General features: G+C 40.6%; 15 protein-coding genes. 6 read left to right on the top strand and 9 right to left on the bottom strand.

Going from position 1 to position 16,506, the window contains the following annotated elements:
• Window positions 1–73: 73 nt before the first annotated feature.
• The 5 genes from hemL to L3Q70_RS03875 all read right to left on the bottom strand — a co-directional run bounded on the left by hemL (window position 74) and on the right by L3Q70_RS03875 (window position 7,170).
• Window positions 74–1,354 carry a glutamate-1-semialdehyde 2,1-aminomutase gene (gene hemL, locus L3Q70_RS03855; RefSeq protein ID WP_237114877.1) on the bottom strand — a complete coding sequence of 427 codons (1,281 nt, stop codon included), beginning with the start codon at window positions 1,352–1,354 and terminating at the stop codon, window positions 74–76.
• Window positions 1,355–1,426: 72 nt separating this feature from the next.
• Window positions 1,427–2,443, bottom strand: a complete 1,017-nt coding sequence (locus L3Q70_RS03860) for an aspartate carbamoyltransferase (RefSeq protein WP_062570252.1) — start codon at window positions 2,441–2,443, stop codon at window positions 1,427–1,429.
• Window positions 2,444–2,547: 104 nt separating this feature from the next.
• A complete protein-coding gene (locus L3Q70_RS03865) occupies window positions 2,548–2,982 on the bottom strand; it encodes a CopD family protein (protein WP_062570253.1) in 435 nt (144 codons plus the stop codon).
• Window positions 2,983–3,003: 21 nt separating this feature from the next.
• Window positions 3,004–4,686, bottom strand: coding sequence for a chloride channel protein (locus L3Q70_RS03870; RefSeq protein ID WP_062570254.1), 1,683 nt, complete (start codon window positions 4,684–4,686; stop codon window positions 3,004–3,006).
• Between the two features lie 102 nt (window positions 4,687–4,788).
• Window positions 4,789–7,170 carry a diguanylate cyclase gene (locus L3Q70_RS03875; RefSeq protein ID WP_237114878.1) on the bottom strand — a complete coding sequence of 794 codons (2,382 nt, stop codon included), beginning with the start codon at window positions 7,168–7,170 and terminating at the stop codon, window positions 4,789–4,791.
• A 178-nt stretch (window positions 7,171–7,348) separates the two neighbouring features.
• Here L3Q70_RS03875 and erpA point away from each other — a divergent pair, with 178 nt between their 5' ends.
• A complete protein-coding gene (erpA, locus tag L3Q70_RS03880) occupies window positions 7,349–7,687 on the top strand; it encodes an iron-sulfur cluster insertion protein ErpA (protein ID WP_062570256.1) in 339 nt (112 codons plus the stop codon).
• Window positions 7,688–8,405: 718 nt separating this feature from the next.
• Entirely contained in the window at window positions 8,406–8,645 is a 240-nt protein-coding gene (locus tag L3Q70_RS03885) for a helix-turn-helix transcriptional regulator (RefSeq protein ID WP_054562310.1), read from the top strand.
• A 104-nt stretch (window positions 8,646–8,749) separates the two neighbouring features.
• On the opposite strand, the gene L3Q70_RS03890 is transcribed toward L3Q70_RS03885, so the two are convergent.
• From L3Q70_RS03890 to L3Q70_RS03905, 4 genes are read right to left on the bottom strand one after another with little or no spacing between them, the layout of a single operon-like run.
• Window positions 8,750–10,129, bottom strand: a complete 1,380-nt coding sequence (locus tag L3Q70_RS03890) for an MFS transporter (protein ID WP_193988416.1) — start codon at window positions 10,127–10,129, stop codon at window positions 8,750–8,752.
• 42 nt (window positions 10,130–10,171) lie between these two features.
• Complete coding sequence (locus tag L3Q70_RS03895; protein ID WP_062570258.1) at window positions 10,172–10,792, bottom strand: peptidylprolyl isomerase; 621 nt, start codon at window positions 10,790–10,792, stop codon at window positions 10,172–10,174.
• A 2-nt stretch (window positions 10,793–10,794) separates the two neighbouring features.
• The gene (locus L3Q70_RS03900; RefSeq protein WP_237114879.1) at window positions 10,795–11,346 is read right to left on the bottom strand and encodes a YajG family lipoprotein; all 552 of its coding nucleotides are present in this window, start codon (window positions 11,344–11,346) and stop codon (window positions 10,795–10,797) included.
• A 13-nt stretch (window positions 11,347–11,359) separates the two neighbouring features.
• Window positions 11,360–12,493 (bottom strand): methyltransferase, encoded by a 1,134-nt coding sequence (locus tag L3Q70_RS03905; protein WP_062570781.1) that lies wholly within the window; start codon window positions 12,491–12,493, stop codon window positions 11,360–11,362.
• Window positions 12,494–12,535: 42 nt separating this feature from the next.
• Here L3Q70_RS03905 and L3Q70_RS03910 point away from each other — a divergent pair, with 42 nt between their 5' ends.
• The 4 genes from L3Q70_RS03910 (at window position 12,536) to L3Q70_RS03925 (ending at window position 16,505) form a co-directional block, all read left to right on the top strand.
• Entirely contained in the window at window positions 12,536–13,123 is a 588-nt protein-coding gene (locus L3Q70_RS03910) for an alpha-ketoglutarate-dependent dioxygenase AlkB (protein WP_237114880.1), read from the top strand.
• A gap of 73 nt (window positions 13,124–13,196) precedes the next feature.
• On the top strand, window positions 13,197–13,508 hold the full coding sequence (locus L3Q70_RS03915; protein WP_062570261.1) for a BolA/IbaG family iron-sulfur metabolism protein: 312 nt from the start codon (window positions 13,197–13,199) through the stop codon (window positions 13,506–13,508).
• A gap of 110 nt (window positions 13,509–13,618) precedes the next feature.
• Complete coding sequence (gene fabV, locus L3Q70_RS03920) at window positions 13,619–14,812, top strand: enoyl-ACP reductase FabV (protein ID WP_130151022.1); 1,194 nt, start codon at window positions 13,619–13,621, stop codon at window positions 14,810–14,812.
• A 349-nt stretch (window positions 14,813–15,161) separates the two neighbouring features.
• On the top strand, window positions 15,162–16,505 hold the full coding sequence (locus tag L3Q70_RS03925; RefSeq protein ID WP_237115237.1) for a Na(+)-translocating NADH-quinone reductase subunit A: 1,344 nt from the start codon (window positions 15,162–15,164) through the stop codon (window positions 16,503–16,505).
• Window position 16,506: the final 1 nt, after the last annotated feature.

Raw genomic sequence — 16,506 nt, forward strand, 5'->3', positions numbered from 1 at the left:
AGGAGTAGACCTGTGGTTACGTTGTTTTTATTCATAAAAAAAGCCCTTACGGGCTTTTTTTTCTAATTATATTTTATAGCTTCGCAAAGGCGCGTTCTGCCGCTGCTATGGTGTCGCTAATTTCTTGCTCTGAATGCTCTGCACATACAAAGCCTGCTTCGAATGCTGAAGGAGCAAGGTAAACACCTTCTTCAAGCATTAAGTGGAAGAACTTTTTGAAGCGCTCTAAATCACACTCAGTGGCTTGTTGGTAGCTAGTTACTTTTTCTTTGTCAGTAAAGAAGAAGCCGTACATACCACCTGCGTAGTTTGTTGTAAGTGCAATGCCAGCTTTTTTCGCAGCGGCTTCAAAGCCTTCACAAATTGCTTTGCTCTTTGCTTCTAATTGATCGTGTAAGCCTTCAGCACTTAAAAGCTCTAAAGATTTTAAGCCTGCAGCCATGGCAATAGGGTTACCTGATAATGTGCCCGCTTGGTAAACCGGCCCGACTGGTGCGATGTAATCCATGATTTCTTTTTTACCACCAAACGCACCCACAGGCATACCGCCACCGATTACTTTACCCAAACACGTTAGGTCTGGTTTGATGTTGTAGTACGCTTGCGCGCCGCCTAAAGCAACACGGAAACCTGTCATTACTTCATCAAAAATAAGCACTGATTTGTATTCATCACACACTTCACGCAAACCTTCTAAGAAGCCAGGTACAGGAGGAATACAGTTCATGTTGCCAGCAACTGGCTCAACGATGATACAAGCGATTTCGTCAGCGTATTTGGCAAAAATGGCTTTTACTTCATCAAGGTTGTTAAATGACACAGTTAATGTGTGTTTAGCAAAATCTTCAGGAATACCTGGTGAGTTCGGTACGCCCATAGTCAGCGCACCTGAGCCTGCTTTAACTAGGAGTGAATCTGCATGGCCGTGGTAACAGCCTTCAAATTTTAAGATTTTGTCACGGCCAGTGAAGCCACGCGCTAAGCGAATTGCACTCATTGTCGCTTCAGTACCTGAGCTTACCATACGTACTTTTTCGATTGATGGTACCAGTTCTTTTACTTTTTCGGCCATGAGGATTTCAGTTTCAGTTGGCGCACCATAGCTTAGGCCATTTTCAACGGCTTCTAAGACTGCTTGTTTAATAGCAGGGTGGTTATGCCCCATGATCATGGGTCCCCATGAACCAACGTAATCAATGTAGCGGTTGCCATCAGCATCAAAGGTAAAAGGACCTTCTGCTTTAGTGATGAATAAAGGAGTACCGCCAACGCCATTGAAGGCACGAACTGGTGAGTTAACACCGCCTGGGATTGATTCTTGCGCGCGATTAAAAAGGTCTTGGCTAATTGTCATGAATAGTCCTATTGGGTTGTCACGTTAAATGAGTTGGTTTGCAAGGGCTCAAAGAGCCCAAAATGAAGCGTATTAGCTATTACGCTTACGGCTAAACCAAGGCACGTCGACTTCATATTGCTCAACTTTGTCGGCAACATCTAAGGTTAGAGCAAACAACGCCATGCGAATTAACACACCGTTTTGTACTTGGCGGAAAATGGCTAGGTTGTCGTTGCTATTTAAATCGTTATCTAGCTCGTTTGCTTCTAAACGGCTGTCACGAGGCAGTGGGTGCATCAGTACTGAGTTTGGCTTACAGTGTGCATTGTAAATTGCTTGGCTGATACGAAAACCACCACGGTATTTGTTAGCTTCTTCTTGTGAAGGGAAGCGCTCTTCCTGGATACGGGTTTGATAAACAATATCTGCCGCTAAGTTGCCTTCCATTTTATTCACTACTTGAATTTTATGACCTGCGTTATCAACAGCATCTAAAATGTAGTCCGGCATCTGTAAACCATCTGGTGCCACCATAGAGAACTTAACGTCTTTATAATGACACAGTAATTTAGATAAAGAGTGCACAGTACGGCCATATTTTAAATCGCCCACTAGGGCAATATGCATACCGTCGATACCTTGGTTGAAGCGAGAAAGTTCACGTTCAATGGTTAGTAAGTCAAGTAAGGCTTGGGTTGGGTGTTCATTTGCGCCGTCACCACCATTGATGACAGGTACATCACAACCGGTTGCAAACTCTGCAACTGATCCTGAATCAGGATGACGCATTGCAACGGCATCAGCATACGCTGAGATAACGCGTGCGGTGTCATAAAGAGATTCGCCTTTGGCTAAAGCTGAGCTTTGCATGCCTGTTGTTTCGCGAACTAAACCACCCAGTAAGTTAAATGCTGTACCAAAGCTTACGCGAGTACGTGTACTTGGTTCAAAGAATAAGTTTGCTAAAATTGCGCCTTCTAATACATTGGTGCGCTTTTGCTTTTTAGCATAAGGCTCCATTTTTTTAGCAACTGCAAAAATACGTTCAATACAATCGCGGTCAAGTTGATTAACCGACAGAATATTTTCACCTTGGAAACTTAACATGGGGTTGTTCCTAATTACATTTATTAAGGCGCCGGCTCTCTGTATAGGAGGCCGCATAAATTTGCGCCGTACTATAGCAAATTTTTAGCGTACACCGCAGCAAATTATAAGCTAGGTTTGATAATAGCGAGTGCAACTATTGCTAATAGAATAAGTACTGGGACTTCATTAAAAATACGATAAAAACGATCACTGCGAGTATTACGATCATGTTTAAAGTCAGCCAGTAATTTGAAACAGTAGCCATGATAGATATAAAGAATAATCACTAACACGAGTTTGTAGTGCAGCCACATGCTGTATCTAAACCAATCTCGACCATATTCAAAAATGGTCAGTACGCCAAACACGAGTGTTAAAACGGCAAACGGTGTCACAAAAAACAGTAAACGGCGTTCCATTACTTTTAGCATCGAGTTGCAGGCTTTTTCTTCACTCATTGCGTGGTATACAAACAAGCGAGGAAGATAAAAAATCCCCGCAAACCAAGCAATCATAAAAAATACATGAAAGGTTTTGTAAACTAATAGCGCGCTCATTGTTGTGTCCATTTTTAGTTGTTATAGCAAGCTGTTACGTATGGTAAGAATATGCCTGATTTGATCCCAACGCAAAAGCCCCATAATTTGCTGGTTATCCAGTAGGTTATAAATATATACAGCACCACTTCGTTTATCTTTTAATAGATCAAATGCATCGGCAAGTGTTGCTTGGCTACTTAAACCATTCAAACTGACATACTTTATATTACTACTTTGGTCAGACATTAGGCTTAAGTCATACTCTGCAAGGCGATAGCCATTTTCATCATCATGAACAATCAATGGCGTTTGACTATCTAAAGCGTCTAATGACTCTTTTATTTGTTCTTTATCGTCGCTGTATAGCAGTTTAAATTGTTCATCCATTTCTTCCATCACTCCAACCTTCTGTAATGCTTCGGTTGCAGGGGATATTTGATATTCAAGCCCTTGAAAGTCTAGTTGCTGCATAAAGATAGAACGATTGCCAAAAAATTGCAGAGCAGTAACATACGCAGAAGAAATAACTAACATGGCAGGCACAATAATTTCAGGACTGGATGTTAGCTCCATTACCGTTGTTAGTGCTGCAAGAGGGGCGTGCAGGGTGGCCGCTAATAAGCCTGCCATGCCAAGCATGCTATAGGTGCCCGCAATATCTGTTCCTGGGCTAATAAATTGAGCAAAAAATGCCATTAAGGTACCCATTAATACGCCCAAACCAATCACGGGGCCAATAATACCGCCGGGGATCCCTAGACCAATAGCAAAGAGTGTGGCAAGTAATTTAGCGATTAAAATCGTTGTTAAAAATTGCACATCATCAGGGGATTCAATGGCAATGGTGATGGCACTCATACCAGAGCCCATTGCATGAGGCACCATATAGGCAATTAGCCCTGCAATTAAGCCTGCGAGTAATAAGCGAGGAAACATACTTAGCGGTTTAAAGGTACGAATAATCAACATTAAATTTTGATTAAATGCATAAGCGACTGCGCCTAGCGCCATGCCAAAAATAATTAAAAAAGGATAGTGCCAGCCACTTAGAGGGTTCATAGTGATAAGTGCAAGTTCAGATGCGTCACCAAAGACAAATTGAGTGGCTAAGGCGCCTGTAACCGCTGCGAGCATAATAGGCACAAAAATATGTACTTTGTATTCTCTCAGTACTACTTCCATTACAAAAATAACGGCAGCAAGCGGGGTATTAAACGAGGCGGCAATGCCTGCAGCCACACCACAACCGCTGAGTGTGCGCATGGCATTATGGGGTAAATGTAGTTTATCTGCTAACAAGCTTGCACCGGTTGCGCCCATATGCACAGAAGGACCTTCTCGGCCAACAGAAAAACCACTGATTAAAGCGAGCGCACCACCAACAAATTGATTGACCGTGTTATACAGTGGCATATGACCATAATGCTTTTTTATCCGATGGATAACGAAAGGAATACCTAAACGGTAATGCTTAAAACCTGTTAGTGCTGCAAATAAAGCGATGACTAAGGCAGCACCAATCGGGAGAAGTACACGCTCTAGCGTGTCTAAGGTAGAGAAGTCATCGGGCTTTTCCAAAAAAAGACTTTGAAAAAACATAATTGTGAGGCGGAATAATATAATCAGTACTGCCGCAATTAATCCTGCGCAAACTCCTAGTAAGCACAATTGCACAGATGTTTTAGGCTTTGCTAGACGACGCCTCAGCGTTTCAAGCCACATGCATTTTTCCTCACAGCACTTTAGAGACGCAAGTTTAGCAAATCAAATTCACTAAGTCCTTGTGATTTTGCAAAATTATCTGCTTTAAACAAGTGCACAGAGTCACTGGGTTTTTATTCTTGCTGTTTTAAGCGAGCAATCTCGCTTTTGCTTATACATTTGCTCGTCGGCTTTTTTAAGAAGTTCGTCGAGAGACTTAGCATTATCAGGATAGACTGCATAACCCACACTTGCACTTATGTTTAACATACCCACTTCACTGACTATCGGCGCTTCTATCGCATTAATTAACCGCGTTAGAGCACGCTTTATATGTTCTTTATTTTCAACATCCGTTATCACAACAACAAATTCATCACCACCGATACGCGCCGTACAATCTGTTTTTCGTGCGGTTTCTTGCAATCGTTTTGCGATTTCTACAAGCACAAAGTCACCCATCAAATGGCCATAGGTATCGTTAATGGGTTTAAATTTATCAAGGTCAAAGTATAAGCAAGCTACTTTTGTTCCTGTTCGCTCTACACGAGCAAACTCATGCTTAAGGAATTTACTTAGTGCACTGCGGTTAGCTAAACCTGTGAGGTGATCTGTTTGGGCAAGCTGTCTGATCTTTTGCTCTGCTAAAACCCGTTTGGTGATATCAAAATTAACACCAATCATCCTATTTCCGTAGATTCTACCATCGGCATTTATGAAGCGTACTTGCCCGCTGGGGAGAACAATTTGAAATTCGGCATGAAAATCCTCGTTATTGAGAACTGCTAGTTTGAGTTTGTTTGTCACGGCTTCGTATTCATCAGGATGAAGCGTATTAGCCCATGCGGCATAATTACCATTAAACTGAGATTTGGGGATCTCAAATAAGGTATGCATCCAATCATCCCAAATAAGTTCGTTGCTTTCAAAGTTCCACTCCCAAATTCCTATTTGGGCTGCATCGGCGGCCATTGACATTCTTTGATGTAAATTATCAAGCTCTGTTTTGGCTTGCTTAAGCTCTGTTATATCCTCTGAAACATCGAGCAGGTACTGTGCTTTACCATGGCTATCTTTAATAGGGAGTTTACGGGTACGAAGGTAGTGAGTTCGGCCGTCAATTGTAATAGGCTTTTCATCCAGTGTCAGAATATCGTTACTTGCAAGCACATCACGGTCTGTTTGCGCATAACCAAGCGCATCTTCATCATTAAAAATGTCGAAGTCGTTAAGGCCGATCAGTTGTTCTTTAGTTTTCCCTAATAGTTGCTCGCCGGCCTTATTTACGTGGCTAAATGTTAAGTGCTCAGCTTCTTTTACAAACAACATAATAGGTAGGTTATCGAATATGGTTTGAGTAAATGCTTCTTGATTGTGGATATCACTCAAATCTTTAATCGTGGCAACGTATGGGCCTATCTCCTTGTTACCTATAGAGCTGATTGTCATGGTAATTGGAAATGAGTTTTGGTTCGCTCTATGAGCATTTAATAACCTGCTTTTACAAAAGCAACTTGATTGCTGGGATGTCGTTGATGAGGTATTTAAGATTAGCTCAAGTTCGGTTGATTTATCAGGGATGAGCGTATAAATATGCTTACCGATTAATTCATTAGGCTTATAGCCAAAAACAGGCAAAACAGCAGGGTTAGCAAACTCGATGATACCCGTGTTATCAAAGCTAATAACGACATCTTGCACAGTATTCAGTACGGCTTTTAGTTTAGCGGAAAGTAAGCTTCTTGCTCTAAGCTCTACTACACTCAGTACTAAAAGACTTAACGCCAGTAGTACAGAAATGACAAGCTGAGCCAGCGTTGAGCTATCGTGACTCGTAGTATAAACGGTTTGCTCGGTTGCATAGACCGACATAGCAATCATACCGATGTAATGCATACCTGAAATAGCACTACCCATCACAATAGCCACTAACATATTCATGCGTACTTGATGTATTTTTTGGGCTTGTCGGAGGTCATTTATTTTTAGGGCAATGCCAGAAAGAATGATTGCCACAAAAATTGATAATGAAAACAGCTTTGGCTCATAAGCCATATGAGCGGGCATCATCATTGCCATCATACCGACAAAGTGCATACTGCCAATTCCTGCTCCCATTAGAACGCTTCGAAAAATAAGCCCTTTTATATGGCTGAGTGAAGTTGAAAGTACAATATAACTGGCAAACACACTTGGCAGTACAGATACTAGGGTTATTGTGGTGTTGTACTCTACATTTATCGGTAATGTATAAGCAAGCATACCGATAAAGTGCATACCCCAAATACCGATACCCAAAAAGCAGGCTGCCATTACAGTCCATACCAAGCTTTCATTTTTAAGGTGAGAACTTTTGATTCGTGCCGATAGTAAAAAAGAAATATAAGAGGCGAATACGGCGGTAAGTACTGAGGCTATGACAAGCAAAGTATCATATTGTGCGGGGATTATTTGCGCACTATTTAAGTCAGAGCTAATAAAATGAAGCCTCAAATGGTCAAACACTGTGATACTCTCTCACCGCTTACTTTAATTAATTAAAAAGTTGTATAAATTAAACTTAGTTCAATGCAAATGACTTGGCTAATACGTACTTGCAAATACTTATGAGTCTATGTCGATACTTGATTAAAATACTCGGGTATTAGATAATTACAGCATTATAGATTTTGAGGGGTTTGGTATGTCTGAAGAGTTGCCAATTAAGTTCAGTGATGCAGCTGCTGTTCGCGTTAAACAGTTAATTGAAGAAGAAGAGAATCCAGATCTAAAACTACGTGTTTATGTGACAGGTGGTGGATGTTCGGGTTTTCAATATGGTTTTACCTTTGATGAAAAGGCCAACCCTGGCGATTTAGAAATTGTAAAAAATGGCGTTACCTTAGTGATTGACCCTATGAGTATTCAATACCTCGTTGATGGAACGGTCGATTACACCGAAGGACTCGAAGGGGCACGCTTTTTTGTAAACAACCCCAACGCTACCACAACCTGTGGTTGCGGAGCTAGCTTCAGCGTTTAACGGATTTTATGAAAAGCCATGTGATATGGCTTTTTTATTGCTTTAATTTCTACATCATCCTGCCTTTATTCTTAGTGCTGATCTTAGCAATGGCTTTTCGTTTAGAAAAAATTTTGAAAATGAAAACAGCGTTAATAGAAACGCTTGCCTTTCGTATATGATTATACCGCGAAGCTGAGCTTCGTTAATAAGTACCATTCACCAAGTAGTTATTATAAATGTTAGCGCTACTAGCTTTGGGTAACCTGAATCATTAACAGGAAAAACCCTAATACCAGTGCTGAGGCGATTAAAATATAGATAAATCCTCGTTTGCCTTGCTTAATAGGTATACGATTTTGCTTTAGAAATAGGTACCAGATGACACACAGTACAATTGGCAACAAAAATAATATTCGAAACATTTTCTAGCCTTTTTCAGTATTTACGTACACTTTAAGCATAAGTATGCAATTTTAAAAGCTATATTTATAGTTAACACGGTTCCAATTGATCGATTTTTTGGTACAGTTAAGCAACTAATAATAGAGCATCTGCTTTAATTTTAGCTTTAAAACTAGACTTGCTAAGCAAAGCAGTCTATACCTGAAACGTGGACATTTGTATAATTATTAATTCACAGAAAAAATTATTAGTATATAATGTATCCAAGAGTGAGACGGGCAAAATTTCACTCTTAATTAATTAACTTAAATCATCTAGTAGGAGATGTATTTTTATGATGGGTAAAACAGTTTCTTCTGAAGAAAACTCAAAACTAACGAAATGGCTTAAAACAAAACGCCATGAGAAAGGCCATACAATGCGCAGCCTTGCTCAAGTTTTAGGAACGCCACATTCATTCATTGGTAAAATTGAAAACCAAGAACGTCGTTTAGACGTTATTGAATTTATGCGTTACTGTGATGCTTTGGAAGTAGACCCATACGAAGGTCTTAATCTATTAAAAGACGCTTAATTTGCTGTTACTAATACATTTTTAGTAATACAATTAGTGCATGGATGCACTAAACAGTCATCCTCACTTTTCTGTCTATTTCAATTACATCTTTATATTTTTTGTTAATTATCTCGGTGATAATTGTTCTCTAACGCATAAAGTTTGTGGCGGATTAAGAATAAAAATACCAGCGAAGGGATAACCATGAGTGCTGTTAGTACAAAAAACAGTGCCCAGTTACCTAAAAGCCAATCATCTATCACAACACCACTGTAACTGGACAAGAGTGTTCTGCCTAAGTTTCCAAGTGACGCTAAAAGTGCATAATGAGTTGCGCTAAAGGCGCGATCACATAGCATAGAAATAAAGGCGACCATTGCCACCAGTGACCAAGCCTGTGTAAAGCCGTCAATGATAATTGCAAAAGCATAGAGGCTTAATTTAGGGCCTGCAATCGCAATCCAAGCAAATGCAAGGTTAGATGCTGCCATAGCAATGCCGCTAATGAATAAGCCTTTTACGATACCGTAGCGTTGATTGAATAGGCTCCCGACGAAAGTAAAAGCGATGGTAAGAATCGCAGTGCCTACTTTTGAGAAGGTGGCAATATCACTGTTGCTAAAGCCCACTTCTTTATAAAACACAATCGACATTCGCCCAAGAAAGGCTTCGCCAATTTTAAATAGGAAGATAAACGCTAAAAGTGCGAGCGCTGTTTTTACACCATTGCGTGCAAAAAAGGTTCTAAATGGATCAAACACGGTGACCGCTAACCAAGCAATTACTTTTGCAAATCGCGTTTGTTCTACACCGACAAGTTTTTGCTGATAGGTAGACTCAAGTTCAGCCTGAATAACTTCACGATTTGATTCGGGCTCTTTTGCCCAAAGTACACTACCCATTAATAGCAACATGATAACGGATAAGAAAAAGTAAACTTGGGGCCAATCAATAGAGGGGATATCAGCCATGTAGAAGGGGAGTGCCCCTAGCAAAGCATAACCACTCCACCAACCTGATGTTGCCATGGCTGCAGCCGCCGTGGCTTTATGGCTTTCATTTTCACTTAAAGTATCGATACGAAACGCATCAATGGCGATGTCTTGAGTCGCAGAGGCAACCGCAATGACTAAGCACAGCGCGGCGGCAAACCAAAGGTTCGCTTTGATATCGAGCCCTGCAAGTGAAAAGGTGCCTATAAAAATTACTGATTGGCATAGTAAAATCCAGCTGCGGCGCTGACCAAGCCAGTTAAATAAAATTGGCAGTTTTACGCGGTCAACCAAAGGTGACCATAAAAAGTTAATACTGTACGCCCCAAATACAATGCCAAATAGGCCGATCATACTTCGGCTGAGGCCTTCATCTTTTAGCCACGCAGACATGACAGAGCCAATGAGTACCCACGGAAAGCCACTGCTGATCCCAAACAGAAAAATATTGATTAAGCGTTTGTCTTTAAAGTACGAAAAATACTCTGAAACAGAAAGCGTCTTTGTCATAGTACTGCCATATGAGTGGGGCGATGAGCTCGCTTGTTATTTTTATAGTGCAGTGGGTTCAATCATTTTTACATTTAAGATAACCACAGGCGTTTTGGGTACGAAGCTGTAACCTATTTTTTCGTTATAAGCCGTTTCCACACGCATAATTTTATCCAGTGTTTCATAGCCATCCATAACCATGCCAAATACAGCAAATCCCCAGTCACGACCGGGGTTTAAATGATCATTGTCATCCATATTAAAAAAGAATTGGCGTGTCCCTGAGTGTGGTTGTCTGTCTTGATAAGCCATGGCGATACTATACATATCATTTTTTAAACCATTCCCGCTCTCATTAAAAATAGGATCGTACTCGTGTAGGCCATCGTAATCTTTATCGTAGCCACCGCCTTGAATAACGAAATCTCGTTCGTTGTCTTCATCACGTTCTACACGATGAAATACACTCCCTTTGTAGCTACCATCAGCGACATAAGTTAAGAAGTTGTTGACTGTGATAGGGGCGCGAGAACGGTCCATTTCTACTATGATGCTACCGAGTGTGGTGACAATTTCGACACGAGGAAACATGTTGTCTTTTTGGATGAACTTACCCTCAGTTGCACTGAAGGTGTTCTGGCTGAACAGTAAGATAAAACTAAGTATAAAAATGCGCTTCATAGTTAACCTTCCAAATAAGCGATTAATTCTGGGTCAGATACAATGCGGGTAATTAGTTGTTCAGTCAACTTATTAAGCTGACTCTCAATTTTTGCTCTATCGTGTCTTAATGGCCCTTCAAGGTTTGCACTACCACGGTAAACTTTACTAAAGTTACTGTTACTTCTTATTACGCGAATACCCAGCTCAATATTGGCATGACTCGTGTGTGTCATCATTTTTTCGGTGACGATCGCTTGTAATGCATGAATATCTAATTCAAATCGTGTTGTCGCAAGGTTAGAGATACTGGCACCATTTCGGCTAAGGGCGCTATCAAGTGTGCTTTTTACCGATTCAGTCAGGCCTGGACTTGCCAGTGTTTTTACTTTATCTGATTCAATAATTTTTAGGGTTACATTATCACCACGCAAATCAATGACGCTAGTACTGATATTTGCATTGATGGATGCAACCTTACCGCCTTTATAAACAGGGTTTAAGATCAGTTGGTTAGGTTGGTTACTACACGCTGTTAGCGCAACTAACATGCTTAAAAGAAGTATTTTTTTCATTTATATTGCTCCATTAAGTTGTCTTTTTTGCACTTAAAACAACAAACTTTTTATTTGAACCCAATAGTTTACAGTTGCCGAACATGCGTTTTAGTTTTTCATGATAATCGAGGTGACGATTACCTATTATTCTTAATTCACCACCTTGTTTAAGTGCCTGCTTAGCTTGTTTAAACATCTGCCAAGCAATGTGATCGGTCACAGCTTGCGCTTGGTGAAAAGGGGGGTTGCACAAAACAAGATCTGCACTTTGCGGCTCAAAATCTGTTAAACAATCATTTTGAATAAATTCACAGTTAGCTAATTGCTCAGGTAAATTACTTTGTATATTTAGGCGTGCAGATTCAACTGCCATGTATGATTCATCAACAAAGGTGACATGTGCTTTGGGGCAGCGTTTGAGTGTCATCAGTCCAATCACGCCATTGCCACAGCCCAAATCAATGATGTGGCGTGCTTTACTGGTTTGTGGCAAGTAGTTAAAGAAAAAGCGAGCGCCAATATCTAAAGAATCACGAGAGAAAACATTGGCGTGATTTTGAATCTCAAACTCACTGCCTTCAAGTGGCCAGCTTACAGGAAATGCAGCTTGTTTATTGAGTTGGCTCGTTTTACTGATGATTAAGCGAGATTTCTTAACGGCTAAACTTGTTGATGTTTCGCCAATGAATTGGCTAAACGCTTTAATTGTCGAGTTATGAATGTCTTTGGTTTTGCCTGCTGCAATTATGTCAACATCTTTAGGTAGCGCGGCACTGATTGCAGCAAGTTGATGTTGCAAATAGCCTAAATTTCGTGGCACTTTTAAGATCACTAAATCAACCTTGTTTGGTAATGCCTCTAAAGAGTTTAATTGCGTCAATGAGCTTGTTTCTAAGCCATTTGCTTGTAAATTGTAATATGTTGCTTGATGACTAATATACGAATCATTAACTGAATAAGTGGTTAATTGATTAAACGCACAAGCCAATGCACCAAAGCTGTCATTTAAAATCAGGATTGAATTTGCCTGCGCATGATGCTCCCGTACATAAGTGACAAGGTACTCATCGGCAGAGTCCCAAGCTTGTAGGCTGCGATTTTTTTGATCTAATGGAAAACGTTCTAGGGTATAGGTATTATCGCCGAGTTGTACTTGGGTGGTCATCATGGTTTTAGGGTAAGTATTTAAGTATGGGTAAATTCTAACATGCAACAGCCAAACGCCAAGCCTAATCATTTACCTGAAGGGTTTTATTATCAACAGAAAGCGTTGAGTGCTCAAAAAAGTCTCGATTTGTTTTATTTTTTACAGCAACATTTAAATTGGCAACAGCCCAATATCACTGTTTTTGGTAAAACCCATCCTATTCCTCGTTTGCAGTGCTTTATCGCTGATGAGCAGATTAACTATGCTTATTCAGGCACACAGCTTGTGGTTGAACCTTGGCCTGAGGTGCTTGATGCAATGCGAAAGCGCTTATCCCAACAATTACGCATTCCATTTAATGCGTTGTTGGTAAATTTATATCGTGACGGTCAAGATTGTATGGGATGGCATAGTGATGATGAAAAAGAGCTTGGTGAGCAGCCGACTATTGCGTCTATTTCACTGGGGGCTGAGCGGGTATTTAAAATTAAGCACAAACACAGTAATGAAAAACAGAGTATCTTGCTGCAAAGTGGTAGCTGCTTAATAATGAATGGCTTTAGTCAACGTGACTATCAACACAGCTTGCCAAAGCAGCAAAAGCTAATGCATCCCCGTATTAATTTAACCTTTCGCTCGATAATATAAAATTATTGGTAAAATGAGTCATCCCCTTGATATAGTGACGACCAATTATTTTGCTATTAAAGGTCTATGACACATGTCAATGCAACAACAAATTGAGGAAAAGCTCGCAGCGGGTATTGAATGTAAGCACCTAAATGTTGTTAATGAAAGCCATATGCATAGTCGTGGCACAGAATCACACTTTAAGGTAATTGTGGTGAGCGAAGAGTTCGCTGGTAAGCGTTTACTTGCACGCCACCGTCAAATTAATGAATTATTACAAGATGAATTAGCTAATCATATACATGCATTGGCGATTCATACTTTTACGCCCGATGAGTTTTCTGCACAGCAAGGGCAGGCTCCTGAATCACCAACATGTTTGGGTGGTTCAAAGTTCGATTAATCGTATGGTTTGATTAGTAATTTATACTTATATTACTGATCAGACCTGTATTTTAACTATTAGCCTTTAAACTAGCGCTAATTTTTATTGTGATAGATATAGGATGATCAATGGTCATTAAGCCTAAAATTCGTGGATTTATCTGCACTAACGCGCATCCAGTAGGGTGTGCTGAGCATGTACAAGAACAAATTAATTATGTGAAAGCACAGGGGCCACTGAGCAATGCGCCTAAAAATGTATTAGTGATTGGTGCCTCTACTGGTTATGGTTTGGCATCGCGTATTACAGCTGCATTCGGTGGTGGCGCTAAGACTTTAGGCATCTTCTTTGAAAAAGAAGGTAGCGAGCGTAAAACAGGCTCAGCAGGTTGGTATAATACTGCGGCATTCCAAGCAGCTGCTGAAGAAGCGGGTTTATGGTCTAAAAATATCAATGGCGATGCGTTTTCTAATGAAATCAAGCAAAAAGCAATTGATACGATTAAAGCTGACTTAGGTAAAATTGATTTAGTTATCTACAGCTTAGCGTCTCCTCGTCGTACTGACCCAAATACAGGTGAGACATACTCATCAACGCTTAAGCCAATTGGCTCAGATATCACAACGAAAAACTTAAATACGTCTAAGCGTGTGATTGATGAAGTAACCGTTGAAGCGGCAAGCCAAGAAGACATCGACAATACAATTAAAGTAATGGGCGGTGAAGATTGGGAAATGTGGATTGATGCATTAAAAGCAGCCGATGTCCTTGCTGATAACTTCAAAACAACGGCTTATACCTACATTGGTAAAGAGTTAACATGGCCAATTTACGGTCACGCAACGATTGGTAAAGCAAAAGAAGACCTTGATCGCGCAACACAAGCAATCAAAGAATCTACAAAAGGCTTAAATGGTGAAGCGTATGTTTCTTCATTAAATGCAGTTGTGACACAGGCAAGTTCAGCAATTCCTATCATGCCTTTATATATCTCTGCGTTATTCAAAGTAATGAAAGCTGACGGTACATATGAAGGTACGATTGAACAAATCCATGCGCTATTCACTGAAAACCTTTACGGCGAAACGCCACGTTTCGATGACGGCGGTCATTTATTCCAAAACTACAAAGAGTTAGAAGACGATGTTCAAGCTCGTGTTCAAAAAGTGTGGGATACGGTAGACACAGACACCATTGACGAATTAACGGATTATGTGGGTTACCACAATGAGTTTTTACGTTTATTCGGTTTTGGTATTGATAGCGTAGATTACGAGCAAGATGTGAATCCTGATGTGGCGATTTCACAGCTGATTGACTAGTGATTAAATAACGCTGGTTTTGGAAAAGTCGCTTTTTTAAGCGGCTTTTTTGTTTTTAAGAGAAAATAAAACGGCATCAATAGCACTTTGGTCTATATTGAAATTAATTCAAATGGTTTTTTGTAGTCTAAATAACCACATCAGTCGTATAAATTTCATATTTGCTCTCGCATAGTCACCCTGATTGATGTTAAAATTCGGGCAATATATGTGAGGAGTTTACTGCGTTGCTTGTTTGGGTGTGAAACAAGCTGTTTTTAGACACTAAGAACTTAACTTGAGCATATCAAGAAGCGACGTGGTTGGTACGATTTTTCAGTTTCTTTCCGTTAATGTAATGCAAGTGCGTATGATCAACATAAAAAAAGGTCTGGATTTACCCATAGAGGGCGCACCTCAGCAAGTTATTCATGATGGTTCTGCCGTCAAACGTGTAGCTGTGCTAGGTGAAGAATTTATTGGTATGCGTCCAACCATGCATGTTCGTGTGGATGACCAAGTCAAAAAAGGCCAGGTACTTTTTGAAGACAAAAAGAACCCAGGCGTCTTATTTACTGCACCAGCTTCTGGGGTAGTTAAAGAAATTAATCGTGGTGCTAAACGTGTGCTGCAATCTGTTGTTATTGAAGTTAATGGCAGTGAGCAAATCACCTTTGACTCTTTCAAGGCCGACGAGCTTTCAAGCTTAGACCGTGAAAAAGTGAAAGAAGTACTAGTTCAGTCAGGTCAATGGACAGCACTACGTGCTCGCCCATTCAGCAGAGTAGCTGCTTTGGATGCAAATCCTAGCTCTATCTTTGTAACGGCTATCGACACTAACCCGCTAGCTGCAGATCCTGCAGTCATCATTGCTGAAAACACTCCAGCATTTGAAGCCGGTTTAGCTGTGGTATCTCGTTTAACTGACGGCAAAGTATTTGTTTGTAAACAAGCTGGTAGTCAAGTGCCTAGTTCATCAATCCCTCAAGTAGAAGTACATGAGTTTGGTGGCAAACACCCGGCTGGCCTTGTTGGTACACACATTCATCATTTAGACCCCGTTTCTGCTAGCAAACAGGTTTGGCACTTAGGCTACCAAGACGTTATTGCGTTTGGTAACTTATTCCTGACAGGTGAAATCTTCACAGACCGTGTTATTTCGCTTGCTGGTCCGCGTGTTAAAAACCCACGCTTAGTGAAAACTCAATTAGGTGCATCATTAGATGATTTAGTTGCTGGCGAATTAGAAGACGGTGATAACCGTGTAATTTCTGGTTCTGTGCTGTCAGGCGCTACTTCACAAGGTCCACATGCTTTCTTAGGTCGTTACCATGTTCAAGTATCTGTATTACTTGAAGGTCGCGAAAAAGAATTCTTTGGTTGGATTGCGCCTGGTGCTAATAAGTTCTCTGTAACACGTACCTTCTTATCTCACCTGACTCCGAGCCGTCTATTTAACATGACGACTTCTACAGGTGGTTCGAACCGTGCCATGGTACCAATTGGTAGCTATGAGCGTGTTATGCCTTTAGACATCTTACCTACACTATTATTACGTGATTTAATCGCACGTGATCTTGATGGTGCAATTTCGTTAGGTGCGCTAGAGCTTGATGAAGAAGATTTAGCGTTATGTACTTTCGTTTGTCCAGGTAAATACGAGTACGGTTCAATCCTGCGCGATTGCTTGACTACGATCGAGAAGGAAGGCTAGA

This window comes from Pseudoalteromonas sp. CF6-2, assembly GCF_021729425.1.
In the GTDB taxonomy this organism is placed as follows: domain Bacteria; phylum Pseudomonadota; class Gammaproteobacteria; order Enterobacterales; family Alteromonadaceae; genus Pseudoalteromonas; species Pseudoalteromonas arabiensis.

Excerpts from the sequence above, each read along its gene's own strand:
- L3Q70_RS03905 (WP_062570781.1), bottom strand. The coding sequence starts at position 12,493 with ATGACCACCCAAGTACAACTCGGCGATAATACCTATACCCTAGAACGT.
- L3Q70_RS03865 (WP_062570253.1), bottom strand. The coding sequence starts at position 2,982 with ATGAGCGCGCTATTAGTTTACAAAACCTTTCATGTATTTTTTATGATT.
- fabV (WP_130151022.1), top strand. The coding sequence starts at position 13,619 with ATGGTCATTAAGCCTAAAATTCGTGGATTTATCTGCACTAACGCGCAT.
- L3Q70_RS03900 (WP_237114879.1), bottom strand. The coding sequence starts at position 11,346 with ATGAAAAAAATACTTCTTTTAAGCATGTTAGTTGCGCTAACAGCGTGT.
- L3Q70_RS03870 (WP_062570254.1), bottom strand. The coding sequence starts at position 4,686 with ATGTGGCTTGAAACGCTGAGGCGTCGTCTAGCAAAGCCTAAAACATCT.
- L3Q70_RS03885 (WP_054562310.1), top strand. The coding sequence starts at position 8,406 with ATGATGGGTAAAACAGTTTCTTCTGAAGAAAACTCAAAACTAACGAAA.
- L3Q70_RS03895 (WP_062570258.1), bottom strand. The coding sequence starts at position 10,792 with ATGAAGCGCATTTTTATACTTAGTTTTATCTTACTGTTCAGCCAGAAC.
- L3Q70_RS03860 (WP_062570252.1), bottom strand. The coding sequence starts at position 2,443 with ATGTTAAGTTTCCAAGGTGAAAATATTCTGTCGGTTAATCAACTTGAC.
- L3Q70_RS03915 (WP_062570261.1), top strand. The coding sequence starts at position 13,197 with ATGTCAATGCAACAACAAATTGAGGAAAAGCTCGCAGCGGGTATTGAA.
- erpA (WP_062570256.1), top strand. The coding sequence starts at position 7,349 with ATGTCTGAAGAGTTGCCAATTAAGTTCAGTGATGCAGCTGCTGTTCGC.
- hemL (WP_237114877.1), bottom strand. The coding sequence starts at position 1,354 with ATGACAATTAGCCAAGACCTTTTTAATCGCGCGCAAGAATCAATCCCA.
- L3Q70_RS03925 (WP_237115237.1), top strand. The coding sequence starts at position 15,162 with ATGATCAACATAAAAAAAGGTCTGGATTTACCCATAGAGGGCGCACCT.
- L3Q70_RS03910 (WP_237114880.1), top strand. The coding sequence starts at position 12,536 with ATGCAACAGCCAAACGCCAAGCCTAATCATTTACCTGAAGGGTTTTAT.
- L3Q70_RS03890 (WP_193988416.1), bottom strand. The coding sequence starts at position 10,129 with ATGACAAAGACGCTTTCTGTTTCAGAGTATTTTTCGTACTTTAAAGAC.